The organism is Marinobacter sediminicola, from assembly GCF_031157525.1.
In the GTDB taxonomy this organism is placed as follows: domain Bacteria; phylum Pseudomonadota; class Gammaproteobacteria; order Pseudomonadales; family Oleiphilaceae; genus Marinobacter; species Marinobacter sediminicola.
The window spans coordinates 1-14916 of sequence record NZ_JAVIXR010000012.1 but is presented as its reverse complement, the minus strand read 5'-3'; the positions used below and the strand labels follow the sequence as shown (position 1 = coordinate 14916).

At 52.8% G+C, this 14916-nt stretch carries 13 protein-coding genes; 8 read left to right on the top strand and 5 right to left on the bottom strand.

Annotation, left to right across the window (positions count from 1 at the left end; translation table 11 throughout):
• Position 1 precedes the first annotated feature (1 nt).
• On the bottom strand, positions 2-1210 hold the full coding sequence (locus RG807_RS14730) for an acetyl-CoA C-acetyltransferase (RefSeq protein ID WP_309045570.1): 1209 nt from the start codon (positions 1208-1210) through the stop codon (positions 2-4).
• A gap of 210 nt (positions 1211-1420) precedes the next feature.
• Here RG807_RS14730 and RG807_RS14725 point away from each other — a divergent pair, with 210 nt between their 5' ends.
• On the top strand, positions 1421-1684 hold the full coding sequence (locus tag RG807_RS14725) for a late competence development ComFB family protein (protein WP_309045569.1): 264 nt from the start codon (positions 1421-1423) through the stop codon (positions 1682-1684).
• 12 nt (positions 1685-1696) lie between these two features.
• Here the strand turns inward: RG807_RS14725 and RG807_RS14720 are convergent, their stop codons facing one another.
• Positions 1697-4156 (bottom strand): DUF349 domain-containing protein, encoded by a 2460-nt coding sequence (locus RG807_RS14720; protein WP_309045568.1) that lies wholly within the window; start codon positions 4154-4156, stop codon positions 1697-1699.
• 197 nt (positions 4157-4353) lie between these two features.
• Here RG807_RS14720 and RG807_RS14715 point away from each other — a divergent pair, with 197 nt between their 5' ends.
• The gene (locus tag RG807_RS14715) at positions 4354-4839 is read left to right on the top strand and encodes a regulatory protein RecX (protein WP_309045567.1); all 486 of its coding nucleotides are present in this window, start codon (positions 4354-4356) and stop codon (positions 4837-4839) included.
• 3 nt (positions 4840-4842) lie between these two features.
• Here the strand turns inward: RG807_RS14715 and mltF are convergent, their stop codons facing one another.
• Positions 4843-6354: a membrane-bound lytic murein transglycosylase MltF gene (gene mltF / locus RG807_RS14710; RefSeq protein WP_435404682.1), complete on the bottom strand. Its 1512-nt coding sequence runs from the start codon at positions 6352-6354 to the stop codon at positions 4843-4845.
• Between the two features lie 289 nt (positions 6355-6643).
• Between mltF and purL the strand changes: the two genes are divergently transcribed.
• Positions 6644-10549 carry a phosphoribosylformylglycinamidine synthase gene (gene purL, locus RG807_RS14705; protein WP_309045565.1) on the top strand — a complete coding sequence of 1302 codons (3906 nt, stop codon included), beginning with the start codon at positions 6644-6646 and terminating at the stop codon, positions 10547-10549.
• A gap of 422 nt (positions 10550-10971) precedes the next feature.
• Positions 10972-11283 (top strand): YqfO family protein, encoded by a 312-nt coding sequence (locus RG807_RS14700; RefSeq protein WP_309045564.1) that lies wholly within the window; start codon positions 10972-10974, stop codon positions 11281-11283.
• Here RG807_RS14700 and RG807_RS14695 read toward each other — a convergent pair.
• Positions 11278-11841 (bottom strand): NUDIX hydrolase, encoded by a 564-nt coding sequence (locus RG807_RS14695; protein ID WP_309045563.1) that lies wholly within the window; start codon positions 11839-11841, stop codon positions 11278-11280. The genes RG807_RS14700 and RG807_RS14695 overlap by 6 nt on opposite strands.
• A 96-nt stretch (positions 11842-11937) precedes the next feature.
• On the opposite strand from RG807_RS14695, the gene RG807_RS14690 reads away from it, so the two are divergent.
• The 4 genes from RG807_RS14690 to purT are packed head-to-tail and all read left to right on the top strand — an operon-like array spanning position 11938 to position 14506.
• Positions 11938-12519, top strand: coding sequence for an NUDIX hydrolase (locus RG807_RS14690; protein ID WP_309045562.1), 582 nt, complete (start codon positions 11938-11940; stop codon positions 12517-12519).
• A 13-nt stretch (positions 12520-12532) separates the two neighbouring features.
• Complete coding sequence (locus RG807_RS14685) at positions 12533-13060, top strand: gamma carbonic anhydrase family protein (RefSeq protein WP_309045561.1); 528 nt, start codon at positions 12533-12535, stop codon at positions 13058-13060.
• A 12-nt stretch (positions 13061-13072) separates the two neighbouring features.
• Positions 13073-13255: a DUF1289 domain-containing protein gene (locus RG807_RS14680; protein ID WP_200204070.1), complete on the top strand. Its 183-nt coding sequence runs from the start codon at positions 13073-13075 to the stop codon at positions 13253-13255.
• 54 nt (positions 13256-13309) lie between these two features.
• Positions 13310-14506: a formate-dependent phosphoribosylglycinamide formyltransferase gene (purT, locus tag RG807_RS14675; protein WP_309045560.1), complete on the top strand. Its 1197-nt coding sequence runs from the start codon at positions 13310-13312 to the stop codon at positions 14504-14506.
• Between the two features lie 201 nt (positions 14507-14707).
• On the opposite strand, the gene RG807_RS14670 is transcribed toward purT, so the two are convergent.
• Positions 14708-14916 (bottom strand): hypothetical protein (locus tag RG807_RS14670; RefSeq protein WP_309045559.1); only part of this gene is annotated, 209 nt, incomplete at its 5' end.

Here is a 14916-nt window from a genome sequence, read left to right as displayed (position 1 = left end):
TTCAGACCCGCTCAATGATAGTGGCGATGCCCATGCCGCCGCCGACGCATAGCGTCGCCAGACCAAAGCGCAACTCACGGCGCTCCAGCTCGTCCAGCAGAGTGCCCACAATCATTGCGCCGGTAGCGCCGAGAGGGTGGCCCATGGCGATTGCACCGCCGTTGACGTTCACTTTTTCATCCGGAACCGAGAGTTCCTTCTGGAAGCGCATTACCACAGAGGCAAAGGCTTCGTTTACTTCAAACAGGTCGATCTGATCCACGGTCATGCCGGCTTTTTCCAGCGCTTTGAGCGCAGCCGGGGCAGGGCCTGTCAGCATGATGGTCGGATCGGTGCTGGTGACCGCAGTGGCTACGATGCGAGCACGGGGCTTGAGCCCCATTTCCTTACCCTTGGCTTCACTGCCAATCAGAAGGCCGGTTGCGCCATCTACCATGCCAGAGGAATTGCCGGCGTGGTGCACGTGATTGATTGTTTCCACGTAGTGATACTTTTCACGAGCCACGCTGTTAAAGCCCATTTCTCCCATCATCTGGAAAGAAGGTCTGAGGCCAGAAAGAGACTCAATGGTGGTGTCACCGCGAACGTGCTCATCGCGATCAAGAATTACGACGCCATTTTGGTCGGTAACAGGAACAATGGACTTGGCAAAGTATCCGTTCTTCCAGGCATTCGCTGCTTTTTGCTGCGACTTGACGGCGAAACCATCGACGTCTTCACGGCTGAAGCCATCCAGCGTGGCAATAAGGTCGGCACCGATGCCCTGCGGCATGAAGCCGGTATGCATGTTGGTGTGCGGGTCCATGGCCCAGGCACCACCATCAGAACCCATAGGGATGCGGGACATAGACTCCACGCCACCAGCAACAACCAGGTCTTCCCAGCCGGAGCGGACTTTCATGGCTGCCAGATTAACGGCCTCAAGGCCTGATGCGCAGAACCGGTTGAGGGTAACGCCGGCGACTTTCTCGTCCCAGTCAGCTGCGAGTGCGGCTGTCTTGGCGATATCTGCACCTTGATCACCAACGGCGGTAACACAGCCGAGAACAATATCGTCTACCTGAGAGGTATCGAGGTTGTTCCGCTCCTGCAGCGCATTGAGCACAGTAGTCAGTAACGTAATGGGTTTTACACTGTGCAGTGATCCGTCTTTCTTGCCACGCCCTCTGGGAGTGCGGACCGCATCGAAGATATACGCCTCGGTGGTCATTGCTTGTCCTCTGGTGTTTATTGCTTGGGGATTTATTTTCGAGAAACGTCACCATAGCCCTTTGATGGCCATGTGGGTAATGACGCCACCTGCCAATCGCGTTGGCAAAATTGCTCAGAGGTAGTGACAGGCGAGCCTGCGACTTCTATGTTTAGGATTGGGTGAGAGGTTTTGCGGATGCCCAAAAATGGGCTTAAAAGGTGCGGCGCCATGTCTTTTAATAATGCTATCGACAATTTTTACGAACGTTTGGTGATGGATGCTATAGAGGCGACCAGAGAACCCGGGGACACTGCAGATTTTTTAACTGATGTTATGTGTGTGGCCTTGAACCGGCTGCCTTCCCGATACTACCGGCACACCATCGATATGATGTTTTATTTGGCGGACGAAGAGCTTAGAGGTATGAAAGACAACTCCCTGGCAGCAGTCAAGAATGCCAGGGAGTTTGTAAGGGAACATCAGCGGGAGTGAGGCTCCCGAGATTTAGCCTGCAATCAGGCTATCCAGTGCCCTGTTCAAACGGTTTGCCAACGACAGGTCGGCTCCTTCATCAGGTGCCTTGAGGCACCACCCTGCTACAAGGCCTTCGATGCCCTGCAAAGCATTGTCCGTTTTCTCCGTGGACCCCATGCCTGCAGCCAGCCGTTGAACCTGTATTGCCATACGCTTTGTTTGTTCTGCGTCAGGAGAGGGTATGCCGGCAAGAATCTCTGCGCGAATGACGATTTCCTGGTCGTTCAATTCACCCACATTTCTAGCAAGGGCCGCCCACTTATCTGGCAAAATATCCGGAGCTAGGTCGCCTTCGGCGCGCGCGAGTACAAGTGCCTGCCATTCGGCGATGCCCGCTTTGAGTTTCTGTGCTGCAACCGCTTGGCTCAATCGCTGTTTTTCTTGCTGAACTTGCTCTCTTACTGCTGCTGATGTCTGAGCAACATCAATGCCGCGTAGGTCAGTAATGGCTTTGGCCAGCGACTGCTCATCTTGATCGGAGTCGACACTCGCAACCTGCTGCAGCAAGGTTTCTGCTGCCGAATCGGCTTCTTTTGCCGCGTGCTCTTGTTCCGTACGCTGAGCTTCCCGGCGAGCAAAGATTTCATCGCAGGCCTTGCGGAATGCCTGCCACAATTTGCGATCTTCGCGGTGACGGGTGATACCAACCGCCTTCCAGTCCGACTGCAGTGCTTTTGCCTTGTTCATGGCTTCCTGCAAAGGTTCGTGGGTGGTCAAAGCCTGTGCTTGTTCAACAATTGCCAGCTTCAGAGCTTCATTCTTTTGACGCTCTTGCTCAATGGGCTCTTCAAGCTTTTTCAGTAAACCATCGAACTGCTTCTGCACCTGCCGGTTATCCCGGAATTCCACCGGCCAGGCAGATTTCCATTCCTGGCGGGCTGTTTGAAGAATATGTTCGACAGCTTTCCAGTCGATGCTGCTCCAGTCTGCGCCGTCAACAAAAAGCTCCAGCTCGGCGCAGATCGTTTTGCGCTTATCCAGGTTCGCCTGTTTCAAGCCGGATTTGGCTTTGAAGTAGGCTTTGCAGGGCTCATACGCTTTGTCGGAAGCCTGTTTGAAGCGTGCCCACAAGAGGCGATCTGATGATCCACCCAGTTCCCGCCATTCCTTTTGCAGGTCTTTTATGCGCTCGGACTTAGCTTCTGGCTCCATGGACTGTTCGGCGAGAAATTCCATCTGCTCACAAAGAGCGATTTGTTTGGGTTCAGTGGCAAACCCTTGCCAGTCCGTTAGTTCCCTGAGCTGGCCGGTCAGCAGTTGTATACGGGCTTGAAATCCCTTGCTATTGCGATGGTCGAGGGATTTCAAATGTTGCTGGGCAGTTTTCAGGAGTTCACGGGAGCTCTTGAGTTGTTTGGCTTCCAGGGCTTCTTCCAGTTGATCCAGCGTGGCTTTCAGGTTTTCCGATGACACCTGTTGCTGCTTGTTATCCTTGCTGGTCGTTGCCGGAGCCTTGGGCTTGCCGGCCAGCTTGCGTGCGGGTTCCAGCATGTCTGGGGCAGGGAAGCCTTGAGGCCAATTAATCTCAGAAAGGATATCTGACGCGCGCTTCTGGTCTTCAGGGGTTGCCTCCTGAATATTGGTCTCCGAGATGGCAATCAGTGATTCTTTTGCCTGGGTGATATGGCGGACCGCGCTGGTGTAATTGCGGAGCGCCATCATCGACATTTCATAGGATTTCTGTTGCTGCTTGTCTACGTGAGTCTCACGGGTAGCCTCCAACCAGCGGTTTTCCTGCGTTTTCTGGAGTGCGTCCAGTGATGCAAGTGACGCGAGATTGTCTGTGGGTTGTTGCCGGAGATCATTCAGGGTTTGCGCAATCAGTTCGAGGGTTTCGTCGCGCTGAAGTCGCTGCTCAATCTCGAGTTTTTCTGCATCCTGAGCTGCTTTTACCTCGGCTAGCCGCTCTCTGCAGCGGTGTGCGGACTTAAGGAAATCGCTTGTCTGATCGGGTGTCGCGCTGCCCTCTACCTTCGCCCACTGGTTGAGAAGTGTTTCCAGGCGGGCTTCAAACAGGCTGGTGTCGTCGCTTTTAGCCTGATCGTGGGCATTACGGATCAGTGTCGTGATAGTGTCCGAAATGGCATCCTTTATGGCCTGTTCTTCCCTGATAGACTGCAGCTTTTGCCGTACTAGTTGATACACGCCCTTGTCGCGGCTTTTGGCCTGCTTTTGTACGCGCTGCAGGAGATCGCCATCCTGCACCAAGTCAGCAGCTCTAAGCCGGATGTCTGCTGTTGAGCCCTCAATGGCAAGGTTTGCCGCAATTTCCTGACTTGGGGTGCCCTGCAACATCTGAAGCTGCTCTTCCCTTAACTCTGCGCGTTTGTCCTCCACTGGTTCTGCCGGAGGTTGAGGGCGATCTGGCGCTTTGCGACCTGATGGAGCGGGTTTGCGGGATTTAAACAGTTTCTGGAGGAATGCAGCCATGACGTTATCCTTAGGGATTGAAACCAGTCTGCGGTGTCGGGCAAAGTAAACCGGCACCGGCCATCGGCACTCGGATATTCAGGCTCAGAGTGCCGGAAACGTTTGTCGCAGGTTCAGGTGTGAGGGTCAAAACCTGCGTCGACATTATAAAATCGGAGCTAGTCTAGCGTTTTGTGAACGTTTGCGGGAAGGGCTGAATGGTAAAACAGGAAAATAGCGACGAACAGGAATACAAAGTGCGCTCGATCGCGCTGAGATTGCTTGCTCGTCGAGAGCACAGCCGACAGGAGTTGGCCCTGAAATTACGCCAGCGGAAGCTTGATAGCTCAATCATTTCACTGGTTTTGGACGACTATGAGAGTGAAGGCTGGTTGGATGACAACCGGTTTGCGGATGTCTATTCCCGGCAACGAATTGATCTGGGTTATGGCCCGTTGAAAGTACTCGCTGAATTGCAGCAACGTGGTATTCATCAGGCGCCAGCCTGCGTTGACGAACTTGGTGATGCCGACTGGATTCGAAATGCCCTTTTGCTGAGGGAAAAGCGCTTCGGGCTGTCGGATCTTAACGATGATTGGGACGAAAAGCTGCGGCAGGCCCGGTTTTTAACTCGCAGGGGGTTTACCGCTAGTCAGGTAGAACGGGTTCTGGACGTCAGCGATGAATCTGATCTCGACTTCTAGGCGTTATAGCGTTGGCGGTATCATTCCAAGCTCGGGGGGCAGTCCGGCCCTCATGTCAGCGCCATCTCCCGTAAGCTCTGCCGAGGAATGTGCATCTGTGCTCTGCTCCAGGCCGACAAACGGTGAGGTTGAAGCAGTTACATTATCCGTTGGCTCCATCATTCGGGCGAGTACGTCGTAGTATCGGCGAATATTCTGGACGTAGAGGACTGGTTCGTGGCCACGGGCGTACCCGTAGCGGGTCTGTTTGTACCACTCTTTTTGCGCGAGTAGTGGCAAAAACTCTTTTACGTCCATCCAGCGGTCCGGGTTCTTTCCGGCACTTTCTGTGAGCCTTCGAGCATCCTCCAGGTGTCCGTAGCCTACGTTATAAGAGGCCAGAGCAAACCAGGTGCGATCAGGCTCTGCAATGCGCTCGGGAATTCTCCGATGCACCATGCGGAAATACTTGGCGCCGCCCTGAATGCTCTCTTCCGCATCCAGTCGATTGTTGATACCAATGTAGTTTGCTGTGTTGCGCGTCAGCATCATCAGCCCACGAACCCCAGTTGGGGACACCGCATTCGGGCGCCAGTGCGACTCTTGATAACCAATAGCCGCGAGCAGGCGCCAGTCCATATTGAATATGGCAGCGTTATCCCGGAAAAGAGACTCATATGTTGGTAGTCGGTTTTCCACATGATGCATGAAGGTACGGGCGCCAACATAGTTCAGGTGGTCCAGGTGCCCGTAAAAGCGCTCTGAAAGCTGAGCGATGGTGCCATTGATCTGCATTTTTTCAATAAATGCCTTGGCTGCACCCGCCAACGAGTCGTCCTGGCTTGCCGGGAGCAGCCATGCCAGTTCGCTGGCGTCTCCAAGCGCAAACGCCTGCTTAACCTGAGGGAAAAAGACGTGGTTCAGTTCTAGTTCGTTGGACGAAACGACCGCGTAGGAGAGCTCGCCGGTTTCAACGCGTGCGAGAATGCCAGCAGCATCCAGCCCTGGATGAACTTGCCAGGAAACACCTGAAGCTGCGTCCGTGTGAGCTTGAAGCTGATACTCGTGGTTGCTGTCGGGAACCAGATGAAGCATTTGCCCCGTCAGGTCTGCAAGGGTTTCGGGCCGCTCAACATCGCGATTATAAACAACGACCGACTGCGCCATAATGCCGGTGGGAAGTGTTTTGTACTGGTTTTCAAAAAGTGGTTGCGCAGACAAACCCGCCAGCCCTATGTGCGCAAAATCACGGGAAAGGACGGAAAGAACTTCGGTGTTGTCTTCCGCAATCCGGAGGCGGAGTTCGACTCCCAGTTCGTCGGCGAAGAGTTTGGCCAGTTCGTAATCATAGCCTGTGGGGCCTTCGCGCCCCTCATAATAGATAGAAGGCGCGACCCGGGTAATCACGTGCAGAACACCCTCGTTGCGAATTTCCTGAAGGGTGCTCGGCTGGCTGCAACCTGCGAGGGCAAGCAAGGCCAGTGTACAGGCGAGGAACGATCTGTAAGCCGTTGCTGCATTGTATACAGTCAAAATTCTTGGCAAGTCCCTGTTCTCCGTTACCGCTGGATCAACAGGATGCGCGCAAACTGGCTGGCGGCATCCGGTGTCGTGGTGCGTGTGGACTCCATGTCCACAACCCAATGATCCCTGTTGCAGTGAAAGGGGTCAATCAAGTTGATCAATTGCTGCGCAAAATAATGTCAAATGTAAGCTATCGGAATAAGCTTTCCAGCGCTGTATCCCGGCGGAGCTTTCGAGTATGATATGCGCCTTCTCAGAATGCACCCGGACTTCCCCGTTTCGCGCGATACAGGTTGATATCATGCTTGAACTTCGCGGCGCTCCCGCGCTTTCACCATTTCGTTCCCATAAGCTGTTTGCCAGAATCAAGGCCATTGTGCCTGAGGTTGAGCATGTTTATGCCGAGTTTATGCACTTTGTGGATCTGGAGGGCGCGTTTTCCGATTCCGAGCAGGCCATCCTTGATCGGCTGCTGACCTATGGTCCCAGCGTTCCGGTTGAAGAGCCAGATGGCGTGCTTTTCCTCGTTGTGCCGCGCCCGGGAACTTTGTCTCCCTGGTCCAGCAAGGCAACGGATATCGCCCGTAATTGTGGTTTGCGTCAGATTCAGCGCATTGAACGCGGTACGGCCTTCTATATTAAATCAAGCAAAAAGCTAGGTCTCGACCAGCGCGAGAATGTTGCCGCGCTGCTCCACGACCGCATGACCCAGAAGGTTTTTCATGAAATGGGCGGCGCCCAGTTGCTGTTCAATCGTGATGAGCCGCGTCCTCTGGAGCGAATCTCTGTGTTGGCCGGCGGTCGAACCGCGCTGGTAGAGGCAAACAGGCGCCTTGGGCTGGCTCTGGCGGATGATGAAATCGATTACCTCGTGAAGTCGTTTGTAGGTCTCGAGCGGGATCCTACCGATGTAGAGCTGATGATGTTTGCCCAAGCAAACTCCGAACACTGCCGCCACAAAATATTTAATGCATCCTGGGATATTGATGGTGAGGGCCAGGAGAAATCCCTGTTTGCCATGATCCGTAACACCTATGAAATGAACAGCGAAGGCGTACTGTCTGCCTATAAGGATAATGCTTCGGTTATCCAGGGCAGTCGTGGCGGCCGCTTCTTCCCGGATCCGGTAACTGGCGTTTACGGTTATAACCAGGAAGACATCCACATTCTTATGAAGGTGGAGACCCATAACCACCCGACGGCAATAGCACCTGCAGCGGGTTCTGCAACTGGCTCCGGCGGTGAAATTCGTGATGAAGGCGCAACCGGTCGCGGCTCCAAGCCGAAGGCTGGGCTGTCAGGCTTTACTGTCTCTAACCTCAACATGCCAGATGATCCCCAGCCCTGGGAAATCAATTACGGCAAGCCTGAGCGGATCGCTTCTGCTCTGGATATTATGATTGAGGGCCCCATTGGCGGCGCCGCATTCAATAATGAGTTTGGCCGTCCCAATATCGCCGGCTACTTCCGGACATTTGAAGAGAAGGTTGCCGGCCCCGCGGGTGATGAAGTTCGTGGCTATCACAAGCCCATCATGATCGCTGGCGGTCTTGGTAACATCCGCGCAGAGCACGTTGAAAAAGGCGAGATACCTGTAGGCGCCAAACTCATCGTGTTGGGTGGTCCTTCCATGCTTATCGGTCTTGGGGGCAGCGCTGCTTCCTCTATGGACTCCGGCTCCAGCAATGAGAGCCTCGATTTTGCGTCCGTGCAGCGTGACAACCCGGAAATGGAGCGTCGCTGTCAGGAAGTGATCGACCGCTGCTGGCAGATGGGTGAACAGAACCCTATGTGCTTCATTCATGACGTTGGTGCGGGCGGTCTGTCCAACGCGATGCCCGAATTGGTGAAGGACGGCGGTCGTGGCGGAAAGTTTGAGTTGCGGGATATTCCCAGCGATGAGCCCGGCATGTCACCACTGGAAATCTGGTGCAACGAATCTCAGGAGCGTTACGTCATGGCAGTGGCTCCCGAGAACCTGGAGCTTTTCGATGCTCTGTGTCGTCGTGAACGCTGCCCATATGCCGTTATTGGTGAGGCAACTGAAGCCCATCATCTTGAGTTGAGCGATTCTTATTTCAACGACAAGCCTGTTGATCTGCCGATGGATGTGCTTTTTGGCAAGCCGCCCCGAATGCACCGGAGTATTAACAGAACATCGTTTAGCAAGCCGCTGTTTGACTCCACCCAGATTGGTCTCCATGAGGCCATTCGCAGAGTTCTGAGGCTGCCCTCGGTAGGTTCCAAGAATTTCCTGATCACCATAGGTGACCGCACAATTACCGGGCTTGTTGCACGAGATCAGATGGTTGGTCCATGGCAGGTGCCAGTCAGTGATGTTGCTGTTACGGCAAGCTCCTTTGATGTCCTGGCTGGTGAAGCCATGGCCATGGGCGAGCGTACGCCGATCGCAACCATTGATGCGCCTGCGTCTGGCCGGATGGCAGTAGGGGAAGCCATTACCAACCTGGCAGCCGCTGCAATTTGCAAGCTATCTGATATTCGCCTGTCAGCGAACTGGATGTCGGCAGCCGGCCATCCCGGAGAGGATGAAAACCTCTACGAAGCAGTGCGCGCCGTTGGTATGGAGTTGTGTCCGGAGCTGGGAATTACCATTCCTGTGGGCAAGGACTCCATGTCCATGAAGACGGTTTGGGAAGAGGATAACGGCGAACAGAGGAGCGTTACTGCGCCACTTTCTTTGATTGTCAGTGGGTTTGCACCGGTCACCGACGTTTCACGCACCCTCACGCCCCAGCTGATAACGGATGCCGGAGACACGGATCTGATCCTTATTGATCTGGGCGCTGGGCAGAATCGGTTGGGTGGATCGGCTTTGGCTCAAGTATACCGTCAGGTTGGTGCCGTGGCGCCTGATCTCGACGATCCGGAAGATATCAAAGCATTTTTTGCGGTTATCCAGGGATTGAATGCCGACGAAAAGCTTCTGGCTTATCACGACCGCTCGGACGGTGGTCTGTTCGTGACGCTTGCAGAGATGTGCTTCGCTGGCCATACCGGCATAGATATCAAACTCGATGGATTGGCGGACGACGCTAGCCAGTTAGTGCGCGAGTTGTTCAATGAAGAATTGGGCGCAGTTATTCAGGTGCGCAGGGGTGACACGGATTTCGTTCTGCAGCAGTTTTCAGCTGCTGGCTTGGGGGACCACATCAGTGTTATTGGCACATTGAATGATCAGGATCGCCTGCGACTGGCCTTTGAAGGCGAAATGGTTGCAGATGATTCGCGAACCGATCTACAGCGTCTGTGGTCTGAGACCAGTTATCGCATACAGTCCCTCAGGGACAACGCAGATTGTGCGCAGGAAGAGTTTGATAACCTGCTTGATGCGGATGACCCTGGGCTTCATGCTGAACTTACCTACGATGTGAACGAGGATGTTGCGGCACCTTATATCAACAAGGGTATTCGCCCGAAAGTTGCTGTATTGCGTGAGCAGGGTGTTAACGGGCAGGTTGAGATGGCCGCGGCGTTCGACCGGGCTGGTTTCGAGTCTGTTGACGTGCACATGAGCGATCTGCTATCCGGACGAGTGAATCTCGAGACGTTTAACAGTCTCGTGGCTTGCGGCGGGTTCTCATACGGGGATGTGCTGGGTGCCGGTGAAGGTTGGGCGAAATCCATTCTGTTCAATGACCGTGTTCGTGACCAGTTTGCCGCTTTCTTTAACCGCCAGGACACTCTTGCACTGGGCGTATGTAATGGCTGTCAGATGCTGTCCAACCTGCACGAGCTAATTCCGGGCAGTGAGGGATGGCCACGCTTTGTTCGCAACCAGTCGGAACAATTCGAGGCACGGTTGGCGATGGTTGAGGTAATGCCGTCACCTTCAGCATTCCTGGAAGAAATGGCAGGATCCCGCATGCCAATAGCTGTCGCTCATGGTGAGGGCCGGGTAGAGTTTTCAGGCAGTGCGTCTGCTTCAGAGCTCGCAGAAAGCGAGCGAGTAGCTCTGCGCTTCGTTGATAATCGGGGCCAAGCGACGATGCGTTATCCTTATAATCCAAATGGCTCGCAAGATGGCATAGCTGGGGCAACTACTCGGGATGGTCGTATTACCATTATGATGCCTCACCCTGAACGTGTGTTCCGCGCTGTCCAACACTCATGGCGCCCCGCGGATTGGCAGGAGGACGGTTCCTGGATTCGCATGTTCCGTAATGCCAGACGCTGGTTTAGCTGATGAGCTGAACGATTGTACGACTGGAAAAACCGGCTTCGGCGAGCCTCAAAAGGAGAGCTTACTGGAGTCGGTTTTTTTGTGTCTGATTTTCGGGTTTTTTGAATTTATCAAGCAAATAAAGCGGCTATATTGGAAAAATACTCCTTGACTCAGTATGTTTATGCACATTAAGAGTTCTGTCTTGTGCGTTCTGTGAACAATGTAGTGCATTGGCGTTCAATGTTTGCGCAAGGCCTGTAACTCATTGAAATATAGTGATTAAATTTATCAGGTGAATTTGTCACCAATTTAACGAGAGTGCAGTAAATACGGGGTTTATAGAGGTGTTCCCCAAAACTTTCCCCAGAGTTATCCACAGAATCTGTGGGTAAGTGCCTAAGTCATTAATCTGTACAAAAAATGTCCTGCCCAAAGGGGGTTTTATGTATAAAATATGCTATTTCGTGCCCGGAACACATTTGGAAAAAACCAAACAAGCACTCTTTGATATTGGTGCGGGGCGCATAGGTGATTACGATTCCTGTGCGTGGCAATGTAGTGGGCAGGGACAGTTTCGTCCCCTCGAGGGTAGCAACCCTTTTTTGGGAGAGCGTGGGGGGCTGGAGGTTGTGGAAGAATTCAAGGTTGAGCTTGTCTGCACCGACGAACTAATCCGTAAAGCGGTTGCGGCGCTCAAGCAGGCTCACCCCTATGAAGAGCCTGCTTACGAGATCTATCGCATGGAAGTATTATAGATCGTCTTTGCTTCGGGTCGTGGCGATAGGGCGCCGGATATCACGTATGTGCACACCGAAGGAATCATTTTTCAGATCCTCCAGAAACAACTCCAGGGTTTTGCGCACAGTAGGGAAAGAAATATCGTCCCAGGGGATTTCATCCAGAGCAAACAGGCGGGTTTCAAGGGACTCCTCGCCAGCGCCAAATTTCTCATTTTTGAGCGTCGCCCTATAAAACATGTGCACCTGGTTAATATGCGGAACATCGATAATCGAATAGAGGCCTTTAACATTCACTTCGGCCAGGGCCTCTTCCAGAGTTTCGCGCTCGGCCGCTTCAACCGTAGTTTCGCCATTTTCCATATATCCCGCAGGAAGCGTCCAGTACCCGTAACGAGGTTCAATCGCGCGACGGCAAAGAAGGATCTTCCCTTCCCATACCGGAACAGTGCCCGCAATGATGCGTGGGTTCTGATAGTGTATTGTGCTGCAGTTAACGCACACATAGCGGTGACGGTTGTCGCCCTCGGGGATACGCTGTTTAACCGGATGGCCGCATGTGCTGCAGTACTTCATATTTTTCCCCGTATACTTGAATTCAACGAATGTTAAGTTTAATGATCGTAGCTACTGCTGTCTCATTCAACACCAGATTTTTCCAGGAGTTCCGGTTTGCGTGATTTACTTGTACAGCGTTTAACGGACTATGCGCCTCGGAAGCTCGATCTGAACTATACCGAAGCAGGCATCCTTGTGCCGGTTACTGACGATACTGGCAATCCGGAAATGATATTTACGCTGCGTTCGGCGAATTTGAGCACCCATCGCGGGCAGGTTGCATACCCGGGCGGAAAGCGAGATCCCGGAGATTTGTCGTTGGCCGCGACAGCGCTGCGGGAAACCCATGAAGAAATTGGCCTGCCGCCAGATCAGGTGGAAATTATTTCACCGCTGAGCCAGGTAATGTCACTTCACGGGATACTTGTTTCTCCATACGTTGGTGTTGTGCCGGTGGAGTATCCGTTGGAACCAAACCCCGGTGAAATTGATAGCGTCTTTCGTGTACCTCTTTCTTTCTTTCTCGAAGACAAGCGCGAGCGAACAGATGCAATCCCTTTTCAGGATCAGACAATTCATGTGCCTTGCTACCGGTGGGAGCGATATCAAATTTGGGGGCTCTCTGCTGTGGTTCTGGTCGATTTTTTAAATGCTGTGTACGATGCTGATATCGATTTGCTCAAACCCCGAACATGATAAGGAAAATAGAATGCTCTATGAGTTGGATGGCCGTGTCCCGGAGTTAAAAGGCAGTAGTCAGTTTGTCGCAGAGAATGCGACGGTGATTGGCAATGTGGAGCTTCACGATAAAAGCAGTGTCTGGTTCAACGTGGTGATCCGTGGAGATAACGAGCTTATTACGATTGGACCAGAGACAAACGTTCAAGACGGCTCTGTTCTCCACACAGATCCGGGTATCCCGCTGACGCTAGGGCGGGGTGTTACAGTTGGTCATAAAACCATGCTTCACGGTTGTGAGGTTGGGGACTATTCACTGATCGGTATCAATGCGGTTGTTTTGAATGGTGCCAAGATCGGAAAGTACTGCCTTATTGGTGCGAACACCCTTATCCCTGAAGGAATGGTTGTTCCGGACGGCTCATTGGTGGTTGGGTCGCCGGGAAAAATCAAAAGGGAACTCGCCGAGCAACAAAAGAAGATGCTCGAACTCAGTGCCGCGCACTATGTACACAATGCAAGCCGTTATATGAAAAGCTTGAAGCCTGTAAAAAACTGAGATGAATTTGTTATGGCTGTTGAGGATAAAGTTCGATCGCCCTGCGTGAGTATATGCGCTCTTGATGAGCGGGATGTATGTATAGGGTGTCAGCGCACCAGTGATGAGATCCTGAGCTGGACATCAATGACCAACTGCGAGCGTAAAGCTGTGCTTGTGAAAGTCGCTGAGCGGGAGCGGGAAGTGGCGCTTTAACTGAACGCAAAAAGGATGCCTGAGAGATTTCAGGTACTTGCAGGAGGATCTGGTTTGAATGAAGTAGGGAATGTAACGCTGGGCACGCCACTTAAAGCAAACGCTTTTAAGGTATTGCTGTGTGGCTCAGGTGAGCTTGGCAAAGAAGTGGCGATAGAGTTGCAGAGGTATGGGGTTGAGGTAATTGCAGCAGACCGTTACCCGAATGCCCCCGCCATGCAGGTGGCTCATCGTAGCCACGTAATAGATATGTTGGATGCACAGGCTTTAAGGAACATAGTCGAGATTGAAAAACCCGACCTCATTGTGCCCGAAATCGAAGCCATTGCGACAGCTGAATTGATCAAGCTTGAGCAGGAAGGTTATAGGGTAATACCTTCCGCAAGGGCAGCCCACCTGACTATGAACAGGGAAGGGATTCGGCGCCTGGCTGCAGAAGAGCTGGGAGTGAAAACGTCGCCTTACCGGTTTGTTGACACAAAAGAGGCATTCCTGGAAGCGGTCAAGGCGATAGGAATGCCCCTCGTTGTTAAGCCGGTAATGAGTTCCTCTGGTAAAGGGCAGAGTACGGTTAGCGATGAAAGTGAGATTGACGCCGCTTGGGAGTACGCGCAAACAGGCGGTCGTGCGGGAAAGGGTAGGGTTATTGTTGAAGGCTTTGTGACATTTGATTATGAAATAACCCTGCTGACCGTCAGGCACTCCGGCGGCGTTAGCTTCTGCGAGCCTATAGGGCACCGCCAGGAAGAGGGCGATTACCGTGAATCCTGGCAGCCGCAGCCCATGTCGGCTAAAGCACTGGAGCGTTCGCGTGACGTTGCTTTAAAAATCACCGAGAATCTGGGTGGCTATGGGGTATACGGAGTGGAGTTGTTCATACGCGGGGACGACGTGTATTTCTCAGAGGTGTCTCCCCGGCCCCATGATACTGGTCTTGTTACGCTGGTATCTCAGGATTTGTCGGAGTTTGCTTTGCATGCAAGAGCCATACTCGGATTGCCGGTTCCGGTTATTCGGCAGCAGGGTCCTTCTGCGTCAGCAGTAATTTTGCCAGAAGGGAATTCCTCACCTGTAGCCTTCAGCGGGTTGAGCGTAGCGCTTGCAGAGCCGGATGTGCAGTTAAGGCTTTTTGGTAAGCCTGAACTCGTGGGGCGTCGGCGGATGGGTGTTGCTCTGGCACAAGGGGCCACTATAGAAGAGGCAAAGGCCAAAGCAATCGCTGCAGTTAGGGCGGTCGAGGTTCGTCTGTAAGCGGGATGATAAGGCCCCGGTTCATCTATGAAAGTGCTAAAGTGGACCTTGAGATCGGCGTGACAGGGATAAAGTCATAAAAAGTTGCATTGCACCGTTGACACCCGCGCCAAGCTCTGTAGAATGCGCATCTCTTTCGAGGAGAGCACAGTTGAGAGGCTTCCCGAGCAAAGAGTAACCACTTGAATAAATTGAAGATTTTTAAATGCTTTCTTCGAGCAAGTGGTTGACAAGATGAGTAAACGCTGTAGAATGGCTCATCTGGTTTAAGAAGTGACGGTTTGATTCGAAAAGGTTCATTTTTAACTTCTCTCGAATTAAACGGTTGACAAGGCGGCGAGACGATGTAGAATACGCCACCTTGATTGAGCAACGGCTCAAACGCTCTTTAACAAATTGACCAAGTAATT